Here is a 23,779-nt window from a genome sequence, read left to right on the forward strand (position 1 = left end):
ACAACCAGTCTACTGATCCAACAAAAAGTGTGCTCTGGCTGTGGCGATTAATTGCTTTCTGTTGGTTTGCCAACAGTTAATAGTAACGTGAGCAACTCTTCTCCCCTGACGAGTGATTTTACATTCAGCAAAGGTATCCTGATGTAGACCCGCTCGTAAATAATCAATTGAAAAATCGATTATCTTAGGTACTTTTTTAGCCTGCATAAATACCATTAACTGCACAATAGCCGACATTTCCATAAAACCTGCAATCACTCCACCATGAATCGCAGGTAAAATAGGGTTGCCAATATTGTCGTCTTTTTTAGGTAATTTAAACACCATTTCATCGCCGAAACGGTTAACACTCATGCCTATAAATTGAGTGTAAGGTACTTTTGCCAATAAATAACTATAGTCATTGAGATCAATGGCGCGTTTCACAATATCATGAACATTTAAATCATCCGCCGCAAACGAATCTGCAATTGGCGTGATTGATTCACAAGTGTTGTTAATACTACAGGTTGGCTCAGCTATAGTTTTAGAGTCCCCCATTAAAGCCTGGCGAAATTCTTCACCGACCATTTCAGGACTAATGCGCATAAATGAACCCACTGCATGGGCAATTGGATCATCGACACTGTCTTGATAGGCAATAGCCCTTGTAAAAGCAACATTGGCTGATAATCGGTAGCACTCAGCAATAGCATAAACAGGTTTATTGGGGTCAGCAGGCTTCATGTAATCAACACGCAAATCCAATGTTGGCGATATTTCAAGAGACTGGTATTTCTCTAGAATGGCGCTGACCACACAAGTGCCAGAAGCCGTATCAATTAGGGTTGTCACTACCCCGCCATGAATGACACCAGTGTCAGGATCGCCAATAATATCTTGGCTATATGGCAGTTCAAGTAGGACATGGTGCTCACTTGCCTCAAGGACACTGATATTTAACCGGCGGCATTGTGCCAATTGATTAACGAAGCGAGTCGCCACTTCTGTCAGTGGGAAAAAATCACTATTTATTTTCATTTCGCCAGCGTTATCCTGCATGGTTAAGCATTGGACCTAATGGTTTGCCGCCCACTAAATGCATATGAATATGGTAAACCTCTTGTCCGCCATGTGTATTACAGTTCATGATTAATCGATAACCATCTTCTGCAATACCTGCTTCATCGGCTAACTTTGCAGCTACAGTCATCATTCTGCCTAAGGCTAACTCGTCTGATGCTTTGATGTCATTGGCGGTAGGAATTAGATGATTAGGGATAATTAAAATATGTGTCGGAGCCTGAGGTGAAATATCACGAAAAGCTGTCACTAACTCGTCTTGAAATAAAATATCGGCAGGTATTTCGCGGCGAATAATTTTACTGAAAATGGTTTCTTCGGCCATGGGTAATCATCCTTATCATTATTTGTAGGGTGAAGCCTGTCACTGTGAGCTCAAGCTAGATTATCTTATAGTATCAACTCCTCCCTTTGTCACTCCAGTGAATATGCATTTTAGAATTTGTCATCTTGTACAGATGCATTTGCACATTGGCAGTGATTTTGGCAGCATTAACACTCTTCTAGCTTGCATTTCTTTTTAGCAACACCAACTTACTTGGAAATTGTTCATGCATTATCACATCATTGCTATCGATCCTAAAGCGCATTTATTTGAAGTTACTCAAACAATTAGCACCGCAACACCACAACAAATTCTTTCTTTGCCCTCTTGGTTACCTGGCAGCTATATGATCCGTGATTTCGCTAGAAATCTCATCGATATAAAAGCAGTTGATGAAAATGAACAACAGATTGAGTTAACCCAGTTAGATAAGCAAACTTGGCAATGTCTCAACAATGACAGTTTCATTAAAGTTAGCTATCAAGTTTATGCTTGGGATTTATCGGTTCGTTCTGCCCATTTAGACACCACCCATGGCTTTTTTAACGGCAGTAGTGTGTTTTTATGTGCTAAAGGACTTGAACACACCAAGCACTCATTAACCATTGATAAGCCAGCACTAGAAGAGTTGAGTCAATGGAAATTAGCCACCAGCATGAAAAGAACTTCTGGTGAGCAATTTGGTTTTGGTGAGTTTTATGCTGACAGTTATGATGACTTTATTGATCACCCAGTAGAAATGGGCGACCTGACAATCGAGAGTTTTGAAGCTTGCGGCGTCACTCACGATATTGTCCTCAGTGGTAAACATCGTGCGTCCATGCCACGCTTATGCAAAGACTTAAAAGCCATCTGCGAATATCAAATAAATCTGTTTGGTGGCACTGCGCCATTTGAGCGCTATGTATTTCTTACCACCGTATTAGGTAACGGTTTTGGTGGTTTAGAGCATCGTTCAAGCACTGCGCTTATGTGTTCACGCAAAGATTTACCAACAGATATGGATCACGAAGTAAATAAAGATTATCGCGTGTATCTGTCGCTATGTAGCCACGAGTATTTTCACAGCTGGAATGTAAAGCGCATCAAACCAGCTGAATTCACCCCATTTGATTTATCTCAAGAAGCCTACACCGAGCAACTTTGGGCTTATGAGGGCATTACATCATATTTTGATGACTTCCTGACTTATCGCAGCGGTTGTGTTGACCAAACGCAATATTTGACCATGCTAAGTGAGATCATGACGCGGGTTTACCGCTCTCAAGGTCGATTCAAGCAAACTCTTAAATCATCAAGTTTTAATGCTTGGACCAAGTTTTATAAACAGGATGAAAATGCCAATAATGCCATCGTCAGCTATTACACTAAAGGGGCACTGTTCGCACTCTTTTTAGACTTAACAATCCGCTTAGAAACAGACGGTGAAAAAAGCTTAGATGATGTTATGCGAACACTTTGGAACGAACATGGTGCTAAGGACATTGGTACTGAGGTGAATACCCACCAACAAATTATCGAAAGCGTGTTAAACAGAAATTGCGATGATTTATTTGCTTACCTTGAAAATACTCAAGATATCCCACTAGCGCCTTTACTGGAAAAAATAGGTATCTCGATGCGCTTAAGAGCAAGTGCCGGAAATACGGATTTAGGCGGCGGTGGTACTAAAGGTTATGAAATTGCATTTGGCGCAAAAATCAAACCTGAATCAATAGGCCTTAAAGTTCTTACTGTTGCTCAAGAAAGTCCTGCACATCAAGCGGGATTAAGTGCTGGCGACTTATTAATTTCAGCTAATCATTTGCAGGTAGATGCTCAATTCGAAAAGCAGCTGCAGACAATGACTTTAGGTGATGAAGTGTTATTACACTGGTTTAGACGTGATGAGCTAATGCAGGGAATAATGCCAATACATGCAGCCACTGAAGATACAATAAGTCTTGATGTTCAAGACCAAGAGAAACTCAAAATCTGGTTATGAGAATTACGACTAAAAAGTATTTAGAAAATGCTCATCGTCTAGATTAAAGCTCTCAAGCATTAATACGGACAAAACAAAAAGGTGCCTAATGGCACCTTTTATTTTTAATTTACTTATACAGTGATGTTTAACCGCGTTTAATTCTCGCGCTGACTTTAGACTCACTGTGTGCTTCTAACCAATACTTTTGCAGAGTTTCGTTTTGCATTCCTGTGGTTGGGTCTCCCAAATTCCAAGCCCCTTTCCAAATACCATCAGCAATTAAATGAACCACTGCGCTTTCAATAGCTGATGCTACACATAAGCTAACAGGTTCATTAGAGGTGTAACCCACTTCTGCTTCTAATAAATCTTGAGTATCTATGAACTTAAACACACCTGCTGTGATTTCTTTTGAAATTACGGCCTTAGTTGTCGTTACACTACTTAATAAGCGTCCAGTTCTTATATCTACCGCACGAAGGTTTACTGTGATGCTATCTACACGATACTGACCCGATGCACCAATCCCTAGATAACGAGCGCCAGCACCACCAGTTTTGATATTGGTATCGTAAGCAACTATCCCCCCTTCCATTAACACTTGAGCACTGTTTAATTGAGGCAACTTACTTGAATCACCATTTAAACCAGCCCTGACGATTTTACGTTCAGTTAACAGATTTTGAAGTCCCTCACGTTCAACTGGAATAAACCAAGCTGAGTCATTCAGTGACTGTGCGAGAAATGCGGTGCCAGACTGAGGAACTGCAGTTGAGAAGTTACTTGATGGGATTGGTTTATATTGACCGGTTTGATCGCGAAAATCATAAACAGCTGCTATCATGGCCCCTTGAGGAAAAGGTAAACTTGTTAAATCATAATAAGTTTCGCTTTTCGGCATTAAACTGCTTGTTGCATCAATATTTTCAAATTCATCATCAACCGATGAGCATGCTGACAAACCTAATATTAATCCAGCTAATAAAATCCGTTTCATAATTATCCTCCTGTCGACACCAAGCCGCCGACTTCAATCACTGTTGTTTCGCCAGTCAAAACATCGGTGATATGGACTAATAGCGTTCCGTCTTCATTAACAACGTTGATTTCAAAGTCATCCGTTTTTAAATAGCCTTCGTTACCATTTGCCGCATCATTAAACAGCTGAGTCATTAGTCTCGACTCTAAAGAACTGGCTAAACGCTCTAAAGCAGTTGGTGCAACATAGCCGGAGCTTCCTGAAACATCTGGTGTATGGTCATTTTGTGCGATAGCATTATTAAGTAAATATTGACCATTTAGATAGCTTCCACCAAATGCTGGATTAACTGGCGTATAAACGAGTTGTGTTGCAACTGTATTAGCTGAAAACATTAATGTTGCTGAGATAAACAATAGTTTTTTCATTATGCGTTCCCTGCCTATATTTCATCAGGAGCAAGATCTGGGTCGAAAAAATTCCCTAATAATGCTCGTTCATTAACTTTTTTAATCGTGGCGTTCACTTTCTTTGCTGCATAACTTGCTTGAGCATCAATGTTTCTGCTTATTGGAGAAACGAAGGTGACGAAAATTGTCTTACGATTCTGTTGAATTAAAATTTTGCTACCACTTCTTGCAGTCGCTTGCTCTATTACAGTAATGCCTGAATGTTTAGTATCTCCGCCGATATCTCTATATGAGCTAACAAAATCACGGTAAAACCTGTGCCCAAGCCTAGTCATAGCTCTGTTAAGAATAAGTCCATCAATCAAGTCATTTTCTGTTCTTGGAATAGCATCACTAATATCTATTGGCCTAGCTTGTATTTTTTTTTGTAAATTTTTATCAGTTGCTGATGTTTTTGGAGCGTCAGCATTCTCTAGTCTTTCAACTTGAGTCTGATCAATAGCGCTATCACTTCTACCTTCATTCTGGCTAACACTAACCTTATTAACTGAAGGTTGAACCACAACATTAGTTTCAGCATTTACAACTGCTGAAATAAGTATTAAATAAAACATCAGACTGATGTTTCTCATACTCTAACCTCATGCATATGAGTTTGTGCCCAGGCAATTGCTTGTCCACGGCTAGAAACACCTATCTTCCTAAAAGCGCGATATAGATGTGTCTTAATCGTGCTTTCACTAACAAAAAGTTGATTTGCGATATCCAAGTTAGTACTTCCAGATAAAAGAGCTTGAAGCACTTCTCTTTCACGAATAGTAAGGTGCTCGCTTTCATCTTCGGTCACTTCATTCATCAAGGACTTATGTAAATCTGTAGGAATAACACTCCTTCCCTTCAAGATTTCGTTAAAACCACTACTGATTGCGGCTAAATCTGAGTCACTATAAAAAACGCCAGAGGTTGTTGCAGGGTGCACTAGAAACTTTGCATCAACTTGTTTGGGAAAGTTAAGAAAAACTGTTTTCACTGTGTAATGCTCACGTTCAATCAATTTTTGTAACTGATAAGCTTGCTGTAAATCAATTGTCGCTAAATCGAACACAACTAGAGTAATTTGTTGAGAAGACAACAATGAACTCATAGTCGCTGGTGACGCTTTAGCAAGTTTTACAAGAAACTCTTGTGGCCAACGACAATCGAGTAAATCAATTAATAACTGAGAGCGTGAGACAATCATCCAATTAACAACTTTAAACATTAATTACACTCCATGTGACTAGATGAATAAAAAGAGAAGATGCAATAATATTTTTTCACAAGTTTACCTAACTTAACTCAAGTATTAGATATACATTACCTGTGAAAAAATAAAGAGTTAGTACTTCACTGCACTAACTCTTTATAAATATTATCAAGCAACAAAGGTGTTAACAATTAGTCAAAAGGGTGTTTTCACCCTCTAAAATACACTAAAGTACTACATCCCCTGAACAACAGTTGCTGTGTTACCTGAACCTGTTGAGTAAACCATGGAGCTGTTATACATGTCAGTTTGTGTCACAGAAACCATGTTACCTGAACCTGCATCAACCCACACATCAGAATAGTGACCTTCGCCCGCTTGTGATACCATAACGTCGTTGGTATCGCCAAAGCTTGAGTCGACATATGATTCATGACCTTCGCCATCTTGAGTGACTGAAACAACAGTGTCCATATCTTCCGTGTAAACATCAGCCATATTGAAATCACCAGTTTGGACAATATCAACCTCGTCATTCATACCAGCTTGAATCGAGATAGCAACATTATCAGTACCAGTTTGAGAAACATAAGTATCATTATCTGGACCGGTCTGCTCAACGCCAGCTTCGTTACCCATACCATCCTGCATTACAACCGCATCATTATTGTCAGCAGCTTGGTATGTACCAGCTAAGTTGCTAGAACCAGTTTGGTCTATAGATGCATAATTTGATAATGAAAATTCTTGTGCTGCGGCTGCGACATTACCTTCACCATTTTGAACAATCATAGCCATAGTATCATCTGTACCTACACCAACATCGTGGTTATCAGTTCGCTGACCAATGAAGGCATCATTTGAGGTACCAGTTTGATCTATGCTTGCCGAAGCGGAGTTTGAAATGACTTGAACAATCGCACCACGATTCATACCCGCACCACCACCGTTTTGAGTAATAGTTGCAACGGCATAATCAGACTGCACGTTAAATGTTACCGCTCCGTCCATATCCCCTGACTGAGTAATGTTTGAATAAGAACCGTCAGCACTGTCTTGAAGTACACCAGCTTCGTTATCTGAACCGTTTTGAAAAATCATTGCTTGAGCAAAATCGCCATTATTAACACCCTGTTCAATTCCTGCTAGGTTATTGTCACCGACAGTGTTAATGGTCGCAGTTGATGTATCTGCAGTATCATGTTGAGAAATAGAGCCAATATTTCCAACACCATCTTGGGTTAACAAAGCTGTAGAGTATGCCGTTTCAGTTTGATCTACAGTTGCAACATTTGAATCGCCCATTTGATCAACGGTTGATACATTGAAGTCACTATTTACAGTTTGATTAACTGTAGCAGTTTGATTAGTGCCAGATTGGTTAACAGTAGAAGTATTGTCACCAGCATGAACCGAAGTAGCTAGAACAGCAGTAGATATTAACAATGCTAATTTTGAATATTTCATCTTCGTCTTTCCCTTTACTAATTAAAAAATAATTTATGGATTAAATTGGGTTACTTCATAACTTCTAAAAGCACCCACTTGTAAAAATTCAATAGTGTTACCAGTTCCAAACTGATTAACAGTGATATCGTTGTATATTCCGATTTGGTATAATGATGCTTGGTTAAAGTCACCTTCCTGATGTAAATCAATGGAAGACCCCACACCAAGCTGACCTATTTCAGCAGTATTTCCATTTCCAATTTGTGTCAAATTAACCTCTAAGTTGTCACCTAATTGCCCAATTTCTGCTGAGTTTGATACCCCTTGCTGCTGAATGTTCGCCGTATTGCGTGAACCGATTTGTGTTAATGACAATTCGTTTTCAAATCCTGTTTGATAAACTAATGCATCATTATTAACACCATTTTGCGTCATCGAAACGGTATTAAAGCCACCACCTAATTCATCGAAATCACTTAAATCTTCTCCAGCAAAGCTTGGAATTGATAATAAGCACAATCCAACAGCATATAGGCTTGCTAAACAAGTTTTGCTAACCATCACTTTGATCTCTGTAAAGATTGTGAGCTTATTCAAGGTCATGCTTCCTGCTCCCTTGCTTTTTAATCGTGTGATAATTATGCGATTATATTAAAAACAATGAATCCACCCCGAGTATTAAAGGCGCTTAGACCAATAGGCTAAAAAAAGTACTACCCCCCACTTTTGTACTAGAGTAACAAATCAAACTATTCACCATAAACCACTGATAATAAATAGGTTATCCAGAAAGCGTCAGTAAAGTGACATATAACGAAAGAATGAGGAGTTGACTAAAGGTGAGACTTTTTGAATTTTATTGCTGAAGTTTTTAGGTTAACTCAATAGTAAATAAAGGCAGCAAAGCAATAAGGCAACACTAAGGCTTTGCCAAAATTTAATTGGGTTTCTTTGAATAAAAGGAATGAAGGTTTTAGAGTCGGTTTGACTAGGCGTAGTTAATGCGTGAATAAATTCATTGGTGTCAGCAAAGCGTAATGAAGGTTCAACAGATAAGGCTTTTTGTAATGCTTTATCCATCCATTCAGGCACCATGGGATTAGTTTTAAAAACTGGGGTATATGTGAGTTTTAAGAAGTCATTTCGGCTATGACATTTAGCTAGCAGCCCTTTAAAAGGCTGTTCACCAGCGAGCATTTCATAGGCAATGACTGCAAACGAAAATAAATCGGCTCGACCATCTGCCTGATAACCCAATATCACTTCTGGCGAGGTATAGTCAGCTGTACCAAGTATTTGGTCACGTTTAAGCGGCGTAGAAATTTCAGCAATACCTTTAATATGGCAAGCACCAAAATCAATAATTTTAACCACGCCTGTACGAGTGATATAAATATTATCTGGTTTTAAATCTTGATGAAGTGTTTCTTTACGATGAAAGGCCCGAATACCTGTTTCTATTTGTTTTAGTAACAGTAATACATCCTCTACAGGCCCTCGCTGATGCTGCTCCATCCAGTCAGCCAAACTCAAGCCTTCTAAATACTCAGTTAAATAATATAACGCCGATTTATTAATATGATGATCAACAACTTTGACCACATGCTGACTATTAATTCGATGCCCTATCCAACTTTCAAGCATGAAACGTTCGATATAGGCCGCATCATCAATGTAATTGACTGACGGTGTTTTCATACACCGTACATCACCAAGTTTATTTTTTACGATATACACCTGGCTTCGCTGACTTTGATGTAGCACCTTAGTGACTTCATAGTCATCCAACTTCATCCCCATTGATAGGGGCGGTGGGAAAGGACGGCTAGCAAGTTTATGGTATACATCATCAATGGCTTGAGTAGGAAGTTGCTTTATCGCGATGAGTTGAGCGCTTAAGTTATCTTTGCTGTCTAACCTAAATGCTTTATCAAGTAATTTTTGACAGAATACTTCACAAACATCGTCGGATAAAGAAGGGTTAGACTGTTGAAAGTTAAGTAAACTATTAGCAAGTTCATGATCAGTAACAACATCATGGATACCGTCTGTGGTCATTAAATATAAATCATCGACTTCAATATTAAGCTGCTTGTAATCGACTTTTAGATTGACATCCATACCCAATGCACGAGTTAAGTAACTGGTAAAGTCATTGACCGATGTGCTGTGATCGCGACTTAATTTAACCAATTGGCCTTGTCTGAAACGGTAAATTCGTGAATCGCCCACGTGTAGCATATGTGCTGAACAAGATTTAAACACCAGCGCACTAAAAGTACACACATAGCCTTTACGGACATCGCGATAATCCTGACCTAAGCCATACAACCAACGATTAAGTGCGGTTAATACCCGCGTACTTGAAGTCAGCACGCTCCATGACTCTGGTGTTGAATAGTAATCAGCGATGAAGTTAGACACGCTTATCGCTGATGCTTTAGCACCACCTTCAGCCGCACTCACTCCATCGCTAATGACACTCACAATCCCTTTTGTCGTTAACATCAAACCTGTTGGAATTTTTATCCCGATGGCATCTTCATTTTCAGCTTTACGGCCTTTATCTGATACTTGCCCTGCATATACCTCCAGCGTCCCCGAAATAGGCAAATGCTCCTGATTTTTATTTATCGCTATCGCTCTAGCTGATTTTTGGAGCGTAACAGTATTAACTGAAGAAATATCCTTCTCAGTGAACTTTAAACTGTCAATATCATTTGATTGCATCACACCCCTTTTGAAAAACTAACACCGTAGAGTCAAAACTATACGGTGTTAGCTATCAGTGTTTTCTAATAAATTGAGTAAATTAAATCGATTTATTCAATATCTGATTTATTAATTTACGCTAATTAGCGTCACTTCACCTTTCTCATTCACTTCAGCCATATGCCCTTTGGGTTCTGACATAAATAATAAGGTAATGAAGCCAAGTACCGCACTCACTGCAATCACATAAAAGAATACAGATGTGGGTACCATGGAATAAACCGTTAAGAAGAATACCGCGCCAACGTTACCATAAGCCCCTGTCATACCGGCGATTTGGCCCGTTAAACGGCGTTTAATTAAAGGCACAGCAGCAAATACCGCTCCTTCTCCGCCTTGAACAAAGAATGAACATGCCATTACAACCACAACCGCAAGAGGTAATGACCAAGTGCCATCAATTTGCCCAACTGAAAAGTAACCAATCGCTAAGCCAGCCGTTAAAATCAACAAGGTATTTTTTCGGCCAAATTTATCACTTAACCAACCACCACCTGGACGAGACATTAAATTCATAAAGGCATAACTCGAAGCCACCATACCTGCCTGCGCCATACCTAAGCCGAAGGTTTCAGCAAAAAATAACGGCAACATTGACACAACAGCAAGCTCTGAGCCGAAAGTGGTAAAGTACAGCACATTTAATACGGCAACTTGTTTAAATGGGTAACGCTCAAACTCAGGTACTTCTTTAACAAAAATGTCTTTGTTAACTTGGTAGGTTTGATAAAGGTCGATAAAGAAAATAGCAACTAAGCCGACATAAATAATGTTCGTCATTTGCTCATCTAGCATGCTTACTCCTGCAGGAGATAGCTTCCAAGCAAGTAAAGCGAGCGTGGCATACATTGGGATTTTCATAAAAATAAGTAAAGCAAAGTCGCCCTTACTCGTTACTTCTAACCCGCCTGCTTTTTTAGGTTTGAAATAGGTAGAACCTTTTGGCGTATCAGTGACATTAAAGTAATACACAAAGGCAAACACTAAGCTCATTAACCCAGTTAAGCCAATAGCATAGCGCCAGCCATCTTCACCACCAAAAAAGATAGCTATTGCAGGCAGCGTAAAGGCAGCAGCGGCTGAACCGAAGTTACCCCAACCACCATAAATACCTTCAGCAGTACCAAGCTCTTTAGCTGGAAACCATTCACTGACAATTCGAATACCAATAACAAAGCCTGCGCCAATGAAACCAATTAAAAATCGCGCCAATGCTAATTGCTCAAACGTGTCCGCTACCGCAAACATAAAACACGGTATCGAACACACCCCCATTAACACTGAGTAAGTCAATCTAGGGCCATATTTATCGGTCACCATACCGATAATGATCCGAGCGGGAATCGTTAATGCCACGTTCAAAATAAGTAAGGTTTTTATTTGAGATTTAGTTAATCCCAAACTATCTGCAATAACACTCAGTAAAGGCGCAGCGTTAAACCAAACAACGAATGTAATAAAAAATGCAATCCAGCTTAAATGCAGCGTTTTCATCTTTCCCGAAAACGACAATAAGTTAAATTTTTCAGAACTCATACTTCAAATCCTTATGACTTAGCCAAAATAAATACTTGGCCAGCTTCCTTTTTAATTTGATATGGAGAAGCGACTAGCGCTTCATCTTCAATGCACACGCCAGTTTCAAGACTGTAATGCTGTTTATATAATGGCGATGCGACACATAAAACCCCTTCCATATCGCAAATTAATCCTCTCGCCAATAAACTCACACCAGTTGCTGGGTCAACATTATCAATGGCAAATAAACCATGCTTGCCTAAATCAAAAATAGCGACTGCTTTACCAGCAACCCAAGCTGCAATACCAGTTCCTTGAGGCAAAGTTGACTCATTACATACGTTTACCCAACTCATACTAATTCCTCCGTTGCAGCTTGCTCGTTTTGTTCAGTGGTAATATCTTTAATCGCAATATTTCCTGCACCTGATGATTCAGGGCTTAATGGGAAACGCTGTTCGCGTACTCTTTGATATAAATGAGTTTCACCTTCTGGCATCGCATCTGGATTAACAAATTCATTAAAGCGAGATAAAAACTCTGGTTTTTCTAAACTGGTTTTCCACTCACACTGATACGTAGCAACCACATTACTCATTTGTTTATCTAGTTCAGCAGCAATACCTAAACTGTCTTGAATAACCACAGACTGAAGGTACTCAAGGCCACCCTCTAACGATTCCATCCAAACAGAAGTACGTTGTAACTTATCAGCCGTTTTAATATAGAACATTAAAACTCTATCAATGTACTTAACTAAGGTTTCTGTATCCAAATCGGTCGCAAACAAATCACCGTGACGAGGACGCATACCGCCATTACCTGCAACATATAAATTCCAACCTTTATCGGTCGCAATCACACCAATATCTTTACTCTGCGCTTCAGCACATTCTCGAGTACAGCCTGATACCGCAAACTTAATCTTGTGAGGGCTACGCAGGCCTTTATAACGATTTTCTAAATCAATCGCTGTGCCAACAGAATCTTGCACCCCATAACGACACCAAGTACTACCCACACAAGATTTAACCGTACGTAATGACTTACCATATGCATGTCCGGTCTCAAAACCTGCATCAATTAACTTATGCCAAATGATCGGCAGCTCTGATAATTTGGCGCCAAACATATCGATACGTTGGCCACCAGTGATTTTGGTGTATAAATCAAACTCTTTCGCCACAGCGCCTATGGCAATAAGACCGTCAGGGGTAATTTCACCACCAGCGATACGCGGAACCACTGAGTATGTGCCATCTTTTTGCAAGTTACCTAAATACGCATCATTGGTGTCTTGCAATTGAACATGACTGCTTTCTTGGTTCAATACGTATTTGTTTTGTAATGAAGCAAAGATTGAAGCAGCAGCAGGCTTACAAAGGTCGCACCCAAACGTTGAATGCTGACCGCTAGCAGACTTTTTGCCATGCTTAGTAATTAATGTTTCAAAGTCAGTAATATTTTCGACCTGACATAAATGGTAGAGCGATTGTCTATCATGCTCAAAATGCTCACAAATCCCGGTATTACATTCAACACCTTCAGCAATTAATGCTTGATCCATGACTTGTTTAACTAGCGCCGAACAACCACCACAACCTGATGCCGCGCGAGTACATGACTTGATTTCAGCAATAGTGTGATTACCGTCTTTCACTGAATTAACAATGTCAGCTTTAGTTACCTGATGACATGAACAAATAATAGAGGTGTCTTTTAACTCAACAGCAGATTCATCTCCGGTCATAAGCAGTTCAACTGCATTACCTTCAATTTCATCTTGTGACAAATAACAGTCGAGTAAACGGTTATAGTCGCTATTATCTCCAACTAGCACCGCACCTTTTAGATATTTACCGGTTTCATCTAGCCAGAGTTTTTTATAAATTCCAGACTGATTATCAGACAGCTCAACAAACTGGGCATTTTCAAACCCGCGGCTTTCACCAATGGCAGCCACATCTACACCCAGCAATTTAAGCTTAGTGCTCATATCTGCACCGGTGAAAGTTGTTGATTTTGCTGTATCACCCGCACTTGCTGCAAGATGTGAAACCGCTACACGGGCCATTTGATAGCCTGGCGCAACTAAACCAAAGATACGATTTTGCCATAATGCACATTCGCCTATTGCGTAAACATTAGGAGCAGAGGTCAAACAATTATCATCAATAGTGATGCCGCCTCGCTCACCCATTGCTAAGCCACTTGAACGAGCGAGGGCATCTTGTGGTCGAATACCTGCCGAAAACACGATCATGTCTGTTTCAAGGAAGGTATCATCATTGAATGTCATACGGTGCATAGCCGACTCACCATCAATAATGGCGGTGGTCGCTTTCGATGTATGTACCGACACTCCTAAATCATTAATTTTACTTTTCAGTAAATCACCGGCTTTATCATTAAGCTGAACAGGCATTAACTGAGGTGCAAATTCAACCACATGGGTGGTAACCCCTAATGCCATTAACGCATTCGCAGCTTCTAAACCTAATAAACCACCACCAACGACAACGCCTACTTTAGATTGGCTGGCAGCAGCTTCAATATCCTGTAAGTCTTCAATGGTGCGGTATACCACACAGCGCTCGCGGTTATTGCCATTAATAGGAGGCACAAAAGGATACGAACCAGTAGCGAGTACTAAGCTATCGTAATGACTGGTTACACCATCTTCTGTGGTAATAGATTTGTTTTCAGTATCTAGCTCGGTAATACGAGTTTCTAAATGAAGTTTAACGCCCCAATCTTGATAATCTTGAGCACTTGTCAGCATCAGCTCATCAGCGCTGCCAGTTTCAAAATACTTAGATAACTGCACACGGTCGTATGCTGGACGAGGCTCTTCACCGTACACTTCAATCTCGAATTGCTGTTGCAACCCTTGACTGCATAATTGTTCAATAAAGTGGTGCCCGACCATGCCATTTCCGATCACAACAAGCTTTGGTTTTGCGCTTATTGAATTCGACGTTCCTGTTGAATTTGCCATCGTAGGCTCCTTGATTGTTTTGAATTCAAAAAACAAAAAGGCGCCTATCTCTGGACTAACAGAGATGGCGCCATTGCCTATGATTCAAATTTTTAAATATAAACTGAAAATCTTTTAAATCTGATTATTCGTTAATCATTTTTGAGCTTACTCAGACGCCATTGTCTTAAGTAACCACCGAATGATTAAGCATTTGCTCACATCAAATTAATAACTAATTAGCTTCACTAAACATTGCAGCTGTTATTTTCTCATCACATTGAGCCTTAACTGCACGCAAACTTATCTCACTATTCTTATCACATTATTGTATAGAGTGTTGCATTGAGTATGCCAACACCAACACAAAGGTAAGCAACTGTTTTAATGTAACTTATTTACCAAAAACATGATAAAATTAAGCTTCCTTGTTCACCGCAGGAGCGCCTGCACCAAAACGATGCACCCTGGTTGCGTCAAGTTGTTGCGCCGCCGTCATAATATGCTGCGCCATCTCCCCCAAACTGATGCCTTTTACCATTGCTTGCTTCTGAATTAATTCATGAGCTTGTGGCTCTGAAATACCTTGGCTTTGTAACAAAGACTTAGCTTTAGATAACTGTTTTAAACCAGTGCATTGCTTATCAAGCAACTTCATTTTTTCAAGCATATTAGAAGCACTGTTAAAACGAATTTTGGCTAAACTGACTAAAGAATTTAATCGCTTAGGCGTCATTTTTTCAGGGACAAAAGTCACTCGGCCACACTTAAGTAAACTCTCTAAATGGCTTTCATCCCAAGAGTAAGCGTTAACAATAATAGGTAATGCAGTGCTTGCCAGTAACCGTTCAATAAACACTTGCTGTAATGGTTGTAGTGCTTCTGTAAAAAAGACTAAACATAAACCATTCCCTTTCATTGCTTGACGTTCAAGTTGACTCAATGAGGTCATTTCCATACATGGCTCAAAGGTACTTAACTCAGACATACAATCAATAAATAAATCTTCATTGCTAAACGAAGGGTCACGATAAACTAAATTAACCATGGGCTAGCTCCTAACTTTCTGGTTAAAAAACAAAATCAAAAACGAGCGGCAAGAAATCGATATCTCTCGTTTCATACTCGCAGCTCACAAAAGTGGGTATCGACTTTAGAAGAAAGCCAAAATGTATCTTCTGTCTTATTTAAGCTTTTCTTTAACGAAGCACTGTTATTACGTAAAAACCAATTTTTACTGGCTCTTTTTATAGACTTTTCAATGGGTAACGATGGCGATAACAAGGCGTAAACTAATGCCAGTGTGGCCGTCACGCTGCCAATTGCTTGCTGTAACTGCAAATCGGTTAATTCAGTTTGCTCAATATCCTCACCGTGCCAAAGTTGTGCAAGCAAATGAGCTGGTAAGTCTGAATGACCTACTTTTGCACCAACAAATGCCTCAAGCTGTGTCGGAATCTCAATTTGCGTTTGTTCAGGAAACATCTGATTACCGATAGCACTAAAACGCAGCATACTGACTTGAGTTGCGACTCGCGGATTTATCTCTGTCTCACCTTGAAGACCTTTAAAAATCGCAATACTAGCCGGGGTTGTTGATGTTTCACCTGCTTGCTTTTGCGCCATTAACAGTGCCACTTGTTGGTGCTGCTTATCTAAGCCTGGATGGAAATAACTGCGTAAACTGTTCGATGCGTTCGTTGGGTTAATACAGCGAACTGACATTTGAATTAAACTACGCAGTCCTAATTCTTGATGTAGCCGACGGCAATCATTCAACACAGGTACTATGTCGGCTGAATTAACATAAATAATGCCGGTGCTCGCCAAATTTACCTTAGCTTGTTCAGCGGTAAAACAACGTGGAATATCCAGCGCTGAAATATAAGCTTCCACATGCCTTCTGTGGGGTAAAGACTGACTATCGCCATGCAGAATTATGGTTTGGCCATTTTTAGCTAAAATTTTAGCCGCTAACAATAACCAAGGTAATTGCTCGCGTTTGCCCGCGTAAACAGGCCAATCAATATCAGCTTTAATTGATTGCCACTCTGCAGGTACTAATTGCTTAAGTCCTGCTGCAACACCAGCTAATTCTTCAATTGATTCACCGCGAACTCGCATTAACATCATTGCTGCAGCCATCTGATTCGAAGAAAGATCACCTTTAGCAAATGCGGTAATCAAATGCGATGCTTCAGCAAAATTTAAACTGCGGCTACCTTTAATCCCCTTACCTAAGGTTTTAACTAACTTGCGATTATCAAAGTCATCAGCATCAAGCATAGCTGCAGTATGTTGTTCAACCATTTGCCACCTCAGCCATGTCATAACGGCCAAACACATCTGCACTGCGATCAATATTATTAAGTAACTCAGTCAGCTCTTGTCCCACTGCAACCACTTCACCAATAATAATTAACGTCGGGCCACTGTCTTTAATTAAACTTGCTTTGTCAGCCATATTACTCACGGTTGCAAACGTGACTAACTGATTAGGTCTGCCACCATTGGTAACAAACGCAACGGGTAATTCAGCTGGTGCATCAACGGCCAGTAAGCCTTGCGAAATTGCAGTAGCTTGCTCTTTTCCCATATAAAATACGAGGGTCGATTCCGCAGCAAGTAAGGCTTTCCATTGTGTTGGTGCTTGGTGATTACCCTCGCTAATAAATCGAGTACCGGTGACTAAAGTCACTGAGCGCGCAGTGCCACGATAAGTTAATGGAATACCCGTTGTAGAAGCGCAGCCTAATGCTGCAGTTACGCCAGGAGTAAATCGACTGATCACGCCTTTTTTAGCAAGGTATAACGACTCTTCAGCCCCTCGGCCAAAAATATGCGGGTCGCCACCTTTTAAACGGACAACTTTCAGGCCTTGCATAGCAAGCTTTGCAAGCAGTGCATTAATATCATCTTGTTTATAACTAGGCTGGCCACAACGCTTACCAACAAAATGACGTTGGCATTGTGGTGAAACTAAAGAAAGAATATCGCTGCTCACTAAACTGTCAAAAACCAATGCTTCAGCTTGAGACACTATGCGCGCCGCTTTAATTGTCATTAAGTCTAGTTGCCCACAACCAGCGCCGACAATCTCAACTTCACCCGACACTAGATCATTCTCTGAGGTTGTCGCTCGATTAAAATTGATTAATGTCGATATTGAATGGCTCATCACGCCACCTCCTCTTGAGTTGATTTTGTTTTACCTGCCGTCGCTTGCCGCGCTTGTTCAGTTTCAATAACAGCCGATTCATTAACGGAAGTTTCAATAGCCATGTCTTCAAGACCTAATTGCCAGATATTAGTGGCACACTGAACCACCTCGCTATGACAACTGCCGCACTGTTTACCACAGCCTAAATCACTTTGGGTTTGGGCTAGCGCCTGCTCAAAGTCAGCAGCCACTATTCGGCTCTCTCCCTCTGAAGACAGATTGCGAAATACTGTGTCATCTAATTTTTGCAGCATCGCATCTTGAATTTTTGCTTCTGTTACACCAGTACAAGCACAAATAAGCGGACTGTTGCCAGCTTTAATAAGTAAATGAAGTTGCTGCATTAATTTGGCATCTACATGCTGACCAATTAATAAATGCATTGGCTCAAGCCCTACTTGCACCTGTTTATCACTCAGTAATTTAAGCGACACAAGCTGCCCATGGCTGATATTGCACTGCACATGAATTAATTGTTTCGTCGCTAAATTAACCGTCCACTTTAATGAGTAAGCAGTAGACTGAAATTCAAAACCTTTATCAGCATCGGTAAAGCCAATATGAAAACATTCACCTTTCGATAAGGTATGCTGCACATTCCAACATGTGCTTTTGAATTCAGGATCATGCACACCAAAAATGACGCCTTGAAGGGCAACATTAATCTTGCTGATGATGACGGTTTGGCATTTAAACGCAGGCTGTTTAGAAATGGGGTCATAATCGTTACTTAACGCTTGGTTTACCCCTTTACCGGTAGAGAATTGCGAAGACCAATGCATTGACATAGATGCAACTTCAGGGGCTTGGCTATCATCAGCAACAACTCTGGCCACTGCGATATTTTCACTATTGCTATCTTCTATTAAGTGATTAACAGCTTCGAAATGAACAAGATCACCCTCTTTTAAATCAAGCTGTTGAATTTTAAGTGGATGAATTGCCACAAATGGTTCAGGAATACTGGCTCTAAGACTGGCGATATGACCTGTGCGGGTCATGGTATGCCACTGATCGCGGCTTCGGCCACTATTGAGCTTAACTTGATGTTGGCTAACAACCGTAACCGCCGGTTCTTTTAAAGCACTACCGATAAATTGTGCCTTTCGGCTTACGGTTGAAAATAGACCGTTGTCGAATACTCTCTTATTTACTTGTCCAAGGTGCGATGCTTGAGATACTGGCCACTGAGTTGGCAATAACTCATCATATTGCAGATCTGATAATTCACTCATACCTGATAAATCAAATATTTTATGAGGAAAAGTTTGTTTTACAGCTTTTGATAATTGGGCAAACTCTTTAAAAACAGCAGCACTATTTTTGAAGTCAAATGCAGTTTCAAACCCCATCAATTTGCCTACTTCAGCAAGCGTCCACCAATCCGCCTTTGCTTCCCCCTTTACTGGGTTAAAGCCTCGCTGGCGGGTAATCACTCGTTCGCTATTGGTCACAGTGCCGCACTTTTCAGACCAACCTAAAGCAGGTAACAACACATCAGCTTGTTTAGCTGTGGCGGCATCCTGTGTAATATCTGACACAACCACAAAAGGACAAGTATCAAAAGCTTGCTGAACTTTTTGGGTATTCGGAAGAGAAACTAATGGATTAGTTCCCATAATCCAAACCGCTTTAATTTGGCCATCTGCCATTGCTTCAAACAGCTCAACAGCGGTTAACCCTTTATCTTTTGCAATAACAGCCTGTTGAGTATCAGTGTGCCAAAAATCGGCTAATAATTGACGTTCAGGTTCAGAGAACCCCATGTGGCATGCAAGCTGTGTCGCTAAGCCGCCCACTTCTCTCCCGCCCATGGCATTTGGCTGACCCGTTAATGAAAAGAATCCACTCCCCTCTTGACCAATATGACCAAGTGCGAGATGACAGTTAATCATTGCATTGGTGGTATCAGTACCAGAAACGGACTGATTCACTCCTTGGCAACTTGCTGTCATGACTTTTTCATTGCCAATAAATAACTGATAAAAATTGATAAGCTCGCTAGTTGTAACCCCTAGTCTCGAAGCTAGTTTGTCTAAATCTAGCTGAAGCTGGTCTTGGGATAATTCAGCTAAAAGATCTTCAAACCCTTGAGTATGAGCTTTTATATAGTCAATGTTACTGGCATCGTTTTCCGCTATAAACTGCAATAAACCATTAAATAATTCACAGTCTTTACCAGGTTCAATTTGTAAATGTAAATCTGCCTGACTTGATGTCGCAGTCTTGATGGGATCAATCACGACTATTTTAGTACCACGTTGCTCACGGGCTTTTATCATGCGCTGAAATAAAACCGGATGCGTCCAAGCGCTATTTGCACCAACCAACACAATCACATCGGCTAATTCAAAATCTTCATAGCATCCAGGTACTACATCTTCACCAAATGCTCGCATATGACCACTGACAGCAGATGACATGCATAAGCGGGAGTTCGTATCTACATTGGCAGTTCCAATAAAGCCTTTTGCCAGTTTATTTGCGACATAATAATCTTCTGTAAGCAACTGCCCAGAAAGGTAAAATGCAACTGAATCAGGACCATGTTCAGCAATGGTTTGAGTGAACTTTTCAGCTACTGTGGCTAAAGCGGCATCCCAAGAAACAGGTTTACCTGATTTAAGTTTGGGGTAACGCAAGGTATTTGGCTGAATTAAACTCTCTATCAGTCTTTCGCCTTTCGCGCAAAGCTGACCTTTATTCGCTGGATGGGCTTGATCGCCCACTAGCTTATAGGTGGCTTTATCATTTAACGCATATTCAGCTTTTGGGATATCAATATCAGTCTTTGTCTCTGCTTTAGTATCAACTCTTGTTTTAGTGCTGACCGACACAGTCACGCCACAGCCTACTCCACAATAAGCACAACTAGATTGGATATTAGACATGCAACTTCCCTTTACTGACAAAATATTATGTCAATAACATCGCAAAACTTGTGCCAATTACTAAGGTTATGATTTAACGGAGATTTAACATTCTTGAATAAGAAAATGATAAAGATGTGTTCAACATAAGTGCATTATCTCGCACCAAATTTGCGCAAGCTGTTGAAAACAAAAGAAAACATATACCTCTTTAGGGGTAGTTGAAATCTAACTGATTCTATTAAATATTTTCAAAACATAAAAAAAGCGCCGACATAAGCGGCGCTTTTTTAAACTATCTCCGACCGAATATCTCGATGAAAATAGTAATCGACTCATCTCATTTACTGAGCAGAACGACCATCATCATGACAGCTATCACACGTTGGTACATCACCAACATTCATGTCATGAGGTGCGTGACAATCTGCACACATTAGCATTCCATCATGTGGTGCGTGATTATCGTCCATTTCAGCGAGTGTTCCGTGACAGCTTTGGCATTGCTCAAACTCATACTCACCATCAGCTGAAGGTTCGCCATCAGCATGACAGCTTTCACAACCACCCATTTCAGCGTGGAAATCAGCTAGATTTTCATCTGCAGCAAAAGCATTCGATGACAAAGTTAGTACAGCAAGAGCTGCTGCAAACAATGCTACAAGAATTTTATTGCTCACTATAATACCCTCCATTTGTGATATCGAGAAAGTCATCATCAATTGACTATCTATGATATCGGTTATCAGCACGACATTTTTGGCTCGTTTATAAACTTAGCTAACACTGGTTAATTTAGCAACAGCAAATACAGCTACCTTCACTTAACAATCAGCGCAATCCTTTAATATGCGTCACTTTGTGTATCCGCAAGATTAAAGTGGTCATTATTCTACTCGTTCAAGATTAAAAAGAAAGTAATAAAAAAGGAGCCATCAGGCTCCTTTTTTTAATTATATTAGTATATTAGCTGTTCTTAAGAGCGCTAATACGCTTATCTAATGGAGGATGGCTCATTAAGAACTCAGCCATAGTACGCTTACCATTAATACCTAGTGCTGACATTTGCGCTGGCATTGCACCTGCTTCTGGGCCAGTTTTTAAACGCTCTAGAGCGGCAATCATTTTATGTTTTCCAGCTAATTTTGCAGCGCCTTCATCGGCTTTAAATTCACGAATACGTGAGAAGTAAGCCACAATCATGGAAGCTAAAATACCAAATAGCATGTCCATGACAAATACCACTGCCATGTAGGCAAACATACCTAAGCCTTCACCATCTTCACTGTTGTTAGCAACAACGTTATTTACTATGCCAGCAACCACACGGGCAGCAAAGATAACAAAGGTATTAACCACACCTTGAATTAGTGTCAGTGTGACCATGTCGCCATTGGCAACGTGGCTAACTTCATGGGCAAGCACACCTTCGATTTCATCTTGGGTCATGCCATAAAGTAATCCAGAACTCACAGCAACTAAGGCATTGTCTTTGCTAGGACCCGTTGCAAAAGCATTCATTTCTGGAGACTGATAAATTGCAACTTCTGGCATTTTGATACCAGCTTGCTCAGCTTGGCGGGCAACAGTTTCAACTAACCAGCGCTCAGTATTATCGCGAGGTGCCGTGATGACTTCACAACCCATAGTCTTTTTAGCCATCCACTTTGAAATAGCTAAACTGATGAATGCGCCACCAAAACCAAACATGGCTGCAAAAATTAATAAACCGCTCATGCTTGAAGTACTCACTCCAAGTAGAGACATAACAATCGAAGCTACTAGCAAAATCGCTAAGTTAGTTCCAATCAATAACATAATACGTAACATTACAACTCCTATCTGGCACAGATGCCGCTTTAAACTTAAATAGCTTGAACCAATCAGTTCGCGTTAATCGCGGTACTGCTTACATTCTTTTCGTATTTCTTAATCAAACAATCGATGAACACTTAATGACATAATATGTCCTAAAAATTGTTTTTCAAGTGCCGAAGATCAAAAATTGACATAAAATGTCGACTAATTTGAAAAAGATATCACAGCAAGCCTTACCTAACCTGAATGTGTCGCTTGTTTGCCGCAGAGTCTAGGTAGCTAGCATTAATCTAATCTTAAAATTTACACTCATTTACGTCTAAGTCATTAGTTAAGTTATGGAATGCGATTAATCTTTGTTAATATCGATATATACAAGAATAAAAAGTTAATAATTAACCAGTTAAGGATTTTTACATGGCTATGAATGCATTGATGTTAAGCAGCTCTCGTGAAGGCAATACCGCTTATTTAGCCCATGCTATTGAGTACATCAAACCTCTGACAACTCATGCTAAAAAATGGGTCTTTATTCCCTATGCCGGCGTGAGTGTTAATTACGATCAATACCTTAGTATGGTTATAGAAGGCTTAGCTCCTCTTAATATTGACGTGAGCAGCATTCATCAATACAGCGATCCTAAACAAGCAATAAAAGACGCTGATGGAATTCTAGTTGGCGGCGGCAATACTTTCCAATTATTGAACGAGCTATACCGCTACGATTTAATTCATTTAATTAATGAACAAGTTTCTAATGGTAAGCCTTATATTGGCTGGAGTGCAGGCTCAAACATCACAGGGTTAAGCATTCGTACCACGAATGACATGCCTATTGTTGAACCAGCATCATTTACAGGTTTAAAGCTGCTCCCTTTCCAACTCAATCCTCATTACACTAATTACCAAGCACCTGGCCATAATGGTGAAACTCGCGCGCAGCGTTTACTAGAGTTCACCTTAGTTGACCCAATCACTCCAGTAATTGGCATTCAGGAAGGCACAGCCCTTTGGCGCCGCGGCGATACCTTAACCCTTGTTGGCGATAAAGAAGCTTATTTATTCCATGGCAAACAACAAGAAGTTGTCATTGCTGTTGGCAGTGATTTGAGTAGTTATTTAGATTAATAAATCTTTAAATGAGCTAGTTCCTAAAGCATATTAATC

The 23,779-nt window shown here is 40.3% G+C and carries 20 protein-coding genes; 2 read left to right on the forward strand and 18 right to left on the reverse strand.

The features are described 5' to 3' along the window. Window positions 1-9: 9 nt before the first annotated feature. Entirely contained in the window at window positions 10-1,020 is a 1,011-nt protein-coding gene (locus tag FNZ24_RS14285) for a PaaI family thioesterase (RefSeq protein WP_153915409.1), read from the reverse strand. A gap of 10 nt (window positions 1,021-1,030) precedes the next feature. Then, complete coding sequence (hinT, locus tag FNZ24_RS14290; RefSeq protein ID WP_153915411.1) at window positions 1,031-1,387, reverse strand: purine nucleoside phosphoramidase; 357 nt, start codon at window positions 1,385-1,387, stop codon at window positions 1,031-1,033. Window positions 1,388-1,613: 226 nt separating this feature from the next. Between hinT and FNZ24_RS14295 the strand changes: the two genes are divergently transcribed. Further along, a complete protein-coding gene (locus FNZ24_RS14295; RefSeq protein WP_153915413.1) occupies window positions 1,614-3,371 on the forward strand; it encodes a M61 family metallopeptidase in 1,758 nt (585 codons plus the stop codon). Window positions 3,372-3,498: 127 nt separating this feature from the next. On the opposite strand, the gene FNZ24_RS14300 is transcribed toward FNZ24_RS14295, so the two are convergent. The 16 genes from FNZ24_RS14300 to htpX form a co-directional block, all read right to left on the reverse strand. Beyond that, complete coding sequence (locus tag FNZ24_RS14300) at window positions 3,499-4,350, reverse strand: CsgG/HfaB family protein (protein ID WP_153915415.1); 852 nt, start codon at window positions 4,348-4,350, stop codon at window positions 3,499-3,501. Between the two features lie 2 nt (window positions 4,351-4,352). Further along, a complete protein-coding gene (locus FNZ24_RS14305; protein WP_153915416.1) occupies window positions 4,353-4,760 on the reverse strand; it encodes a curli assembly protein CsgF in 408 nt (135 codons plus the stop codon). 14 nt (window positions 4,761-4,774) lie between these two features. Further along, the gene (locus FNZ24_RS14310; protein WP_228768498.1) at window positions 4,775-5,374 is read right to left on the reverse strand and encodes a curli production assembly/transport protein CsgE; all 600 of its coding nucleotides are present in this window, start codon (window positions 5,372-5,374) and stop codon (window positions 4,775-4,777) included. After that, window positions 5,371-6,003, reverse strand: coding sequence for a LuxR C-terminal-related transcriptional regulator (locus FNZ24_RS14315; protein WP_153915417.1), 633 nt, complete (start codon window positions 6,001-6,003; stop codon window positions 5,371-5,373). Before FNZ24_RS14315 ends, FNZ24_RS14310 begins: the two co-directional genes overlap by 4 nt. Window positions 6,004-6,222: 219 nt before the next feature. Next, a complete protein-coding gene (locus tag FNZ24_RS14320) occupies window positions 6,223-7,455 on the reverse strand; it encodes a hypothetical protein (RefSeq protein ID WP_153915418.1) in 1,233 nt (410 codons plus the stop codon). Between the two features lie 33 nt (window positions 7,456-7,488). Beyond that, complete coding sequence (locus FNZ24_RS14325; protein WP_153915419.1) at window positions 7,489-8,040, reverse strand: hypothetical protein; 552 nt, start codon at window positions 8,038-8,040, stop codon at window positions 7,489-7,491. Between the two features lie 273 nt (window positions 8,041-8,313). After that, window positions 8,314-10,167, reverse strand: a complete 1,854-nt coding sequence (locus FNZ24_RS14330; RefSeq protein ID WP_153915420.1) for a bifunctional protein-serine/threonine kinase/phosphatase — start codon at window positions 10,165-10,167, stop codon at window positions 8,314-8,316. Between the two features lie 111 nt (window positions 10,168-10,278). Continuing rightward, entirely contained in the window at window positions 10,279-11,745 is a 1,467-nt protein-coding gene (locus FNZ24_RS14335; protein ID WP_153915421.1) for a NarK family nitrate/nitrite MFS transporter, read from the reverse strand. 11 nt (window positions 11,746-11,756) lie between these two features. Beyond that, window positions 11,757-12,083, reverse strand: a complete 327-nt coding sequence (gene nirD / locus FNZ24_RS14340; RefSeq protein WP_153915422.1) for a nitrite reductase small subunit NirD — start codon at window positions 12,081-12,083, stop codon at window positions 11,757-11,759. Beyond that, a complete protein-coding gene (gene nirB, locus FNZ24_RS14345) occupies window positions 12,080-14,725 on the reverse strand; it encodes a nitrite reductase large subunit NirB (protein WP_153915423.1) in 2,646 nt (881 codons plus the stop codon). The genes nirD and nirB overlap by 4 nt, the downstream gene beginning before the upstream one ends. A gap of 397 nt (window positions 14,726-15,122) precedes the next feature. After that, window positions 15,123-15,752 (reverse strand): ANTAR domain-containing response regulator, encoded by a 630-nt coding sequence (locus FNZ24_RS14350; protein ID WP_153915424.1) that lies wholly within the window; start codon window positions 15,750-15,752, stop codon window positions 15,123-15,125. Between the two features lie 71 nt (window positions 15,753-15,823). Next, a complete protein-coding gene (locus FNZ24_RS14355) occupies window positions 15,824-17,014 on the reverse strand; it encodes a glycosyl transferase (protein WP_194945069.1) in 1,191 nt (396 codons plus the stop codon). Beyond that, on the reverse strand, window positions 17,007-17,882 hold the full coding sequence (gene cobA / locus FNZ24_RS14360; protein WP_153915426.1) for a uroporphyrinogen-III C-methyltransferase: 876 nt from the start codon (window positions 17,880-17,882) through the stop codon (window positions 17,007-17,009). Before cobA ends, FNZ24_RS14355 begins: the two co-directional genes overlap by 8 nt. After that, a complete protein-coding gene (locus FNZ24_RS14365; RefSeq protein ID WP_153915427.1) occupies window positions 17,882-20,815 on the reverse strand; it encodes a nitrate reductase in 2,934 nt (977 codons plus the stop codon). Before FNZ24_RS14365 ends, cobA begins: the two co-directional genes overlap by 1 nt. A gap of 323 nt (window positions 20,816-21,138) precedes the next feature. After that, window positions 21,139-21,474, reverse strand: a complete 336-nt coding sequence (cctA, locus tag FNZ24_RS14370; protein ID WP_102529272.1) for a tetraheme c-type cytochrome CctA — start codon at window positions 21,472-21,474, stop codon at window positions 21,139-21,141. Between the two features lie 286 nt (window positions 21,475-21,760). Continuing rightward, window positions 21,761-22,624 (reverse strand): protease HtpX, encoded by an 864-nt coding sequence (gene htpX / locus FNZ24_RS14375; RefSeq protein ID WP_153915428.1) that lies wholly within the window; start codon window positions 22,622-22,624, stop codon window positions 21,761-21,763. Between the two features lie 405 nt (window positions 22,625-23,029). On the opposite strand from htpX, the gene pepE reads away from it, so the two are divergent. Then, the gene (gene pepE / locus FNZ24_RS14380) at window positions 23,030-23,740 is read left to right on the forward strand and encodes a dipeptidase PepE (RefSeq protein ID WP_153915429.1); all 711 of its coding nucleotides are present in this window, start codon (window positions 23,030-23,032) and stop codon (window positions 23,738-23,740) included. Window positions 23,741-23,779: the final 39 nt, after the last annotated feature.

Origin of the sequence: Shewanella sp. TC10 (assembly GCF_009663145.1) — a bacterium.
Taxonomy (GTDB): domain Bacteria; phylum Pseudomonadota; class Gammaproteobacteria; order Enterobacterales; family Shewanellaceae; genus Shewanella.

What these genes read in the sequence shown, in the direction of transcription:
- FNZ24_RS14315 (WP_153915417.1), bottom strand. Translation starts at nt 6,003, where the DNA reads ATGTTTAAAGTTGTTAATTGGATGATTGTCTCACGCTCTCAGTTATTA.
- pepE (WP_153915429.1), top strand. Translation starts at nt 23,030, where the DNA reads ATGGCTATGAATGCATTGATGTTAAGCAGCTCTCGTGAAGGCAATACC.
- FNZ24_RS14365 (WP_153915427.1), bottom strand. Translation starts at nt 20,815, where the DNA reads ATGTCTAATATCCAATCTAGTTGTGCTTATTGTGGAGTAGGCTGTGGC.
- FNZ24_RS14295 (WP_153915413.1), top strand. Translation starts at nt 1,614, where the DNA reads ATGCATTATCACATCATTGCTATCGATCCTAAAGCGCATTTATTTGAA.
- cobA (WP_153915426.1), bottom strand. Translation starts at nt 17,882, where the DNA reads ATGAGCCATTCAATATCGACATTAATCAATTTTAATCGAGCGACAACC.
- FNZ24_RS14285 (WP_153915409.1), bottom strand. Translation starts at nt 1,020, where the DNA reads ATGAAAATAAATAGTGATTTTTTCCCACTGACAGAAGTGGCGACTCGC.
- nirD (WP_153915422.1), bottom strand. Translation starts at nt 12,083, where the DNA reads ATGAGTTGGGTAAACGTATGTAATGAGTCAACTTTGCCTCAAGGAACT.
- FNZ24_RS14325 (WP_153915419.1), bottom strand. Translation starts at nt 8,040, where the DNA reads ATGACCTTGAATAAGCTCACAATCTTTACAGAGATCAAAGTGATGGTT.
- FNZ24_RS14350 (WP_153915424.1), bottom strand. Translation starts at nt 15,752, where the DNA reads ATGGTTAATTTAGTTTATCGTGACCCTTCGTTTAGCAATGAAGATTTA.
- nirB (WP_153915423.1), bottom strand. Translation starts at nt 14,725, where the DNA reads ATGGCAAATTCAACAGGAACGTCGAATTCAATAAGCGCAAAACCAAAG.
- hinT (WP_153915411.1), bottom strand. Translation starts at nt 1,387, where the DNA reads ATGGCCGAAGAAACCATTTTCAGTAAAATTATTCGCCGCGAAATACCT.
- FNZ24_RS14300 (WP_153915415.1), bottom strand. Translation starts at nt 4,350, where the DNA reads ATGAAACGGATTTTATTAGCTGGATTAATATTAGGTTTGTCAGCATGC.
- FNZ24_RS14330 (WP_153915420.1), bottom strand. Translation starts at nt 10,167, where the DNA reads ATGCAATCAAATGATATTGACAGTTTAAAGTTCACTGAGAAGGATATT.
- FNZ24_RS14305 (WP_153915416.1), bottom strand. Translation starts at nt 4,760, where the DNA reads ATGAAAAAACTATTGTTTATCTCAGCAACATTAATGTTTTCAGCTAAT.
- FNZ24_RS14310 (WP_228768498.1), bottom strand. Translation starts at nt 5,374, where the DNA reads ATGAGAAACATCAGTCTGATGTTTTATTTAATACTTATTTCAGCAGTT.
- htpX (WP_153915428.1), bottom strand. Translation starts at nt 22,624, where the DNA reads ATGTTACGTATTATGTTATTGATTGGAACTAACTTAGCGATTTTGCTA.
- FNZ24_RS14320 (WP_153915418.1), bottom strand. Translation starts at nt 7,455, where the DNA reads ATGAAATATTCAAAATTAGCATTGTTAATATCTACTGCTGTTCTAGCT.
- FNZ24_RS14335 (WP_153915421.1), bottom strand. Translation starts at nt 11,745, where the DNA reads ATGAGTTCTGAAAAATTTAACTTATTGTCGTTTTCGGGAAAGATGAAA.
- FNZ24_RS14355 (WP_194945069.1), bottom strand. Translation starts at nt 17,014, where the DNA reads ATGGTTGAACAACATACTGCAGCTATGCTTGATGCTGATGACTTTGAT.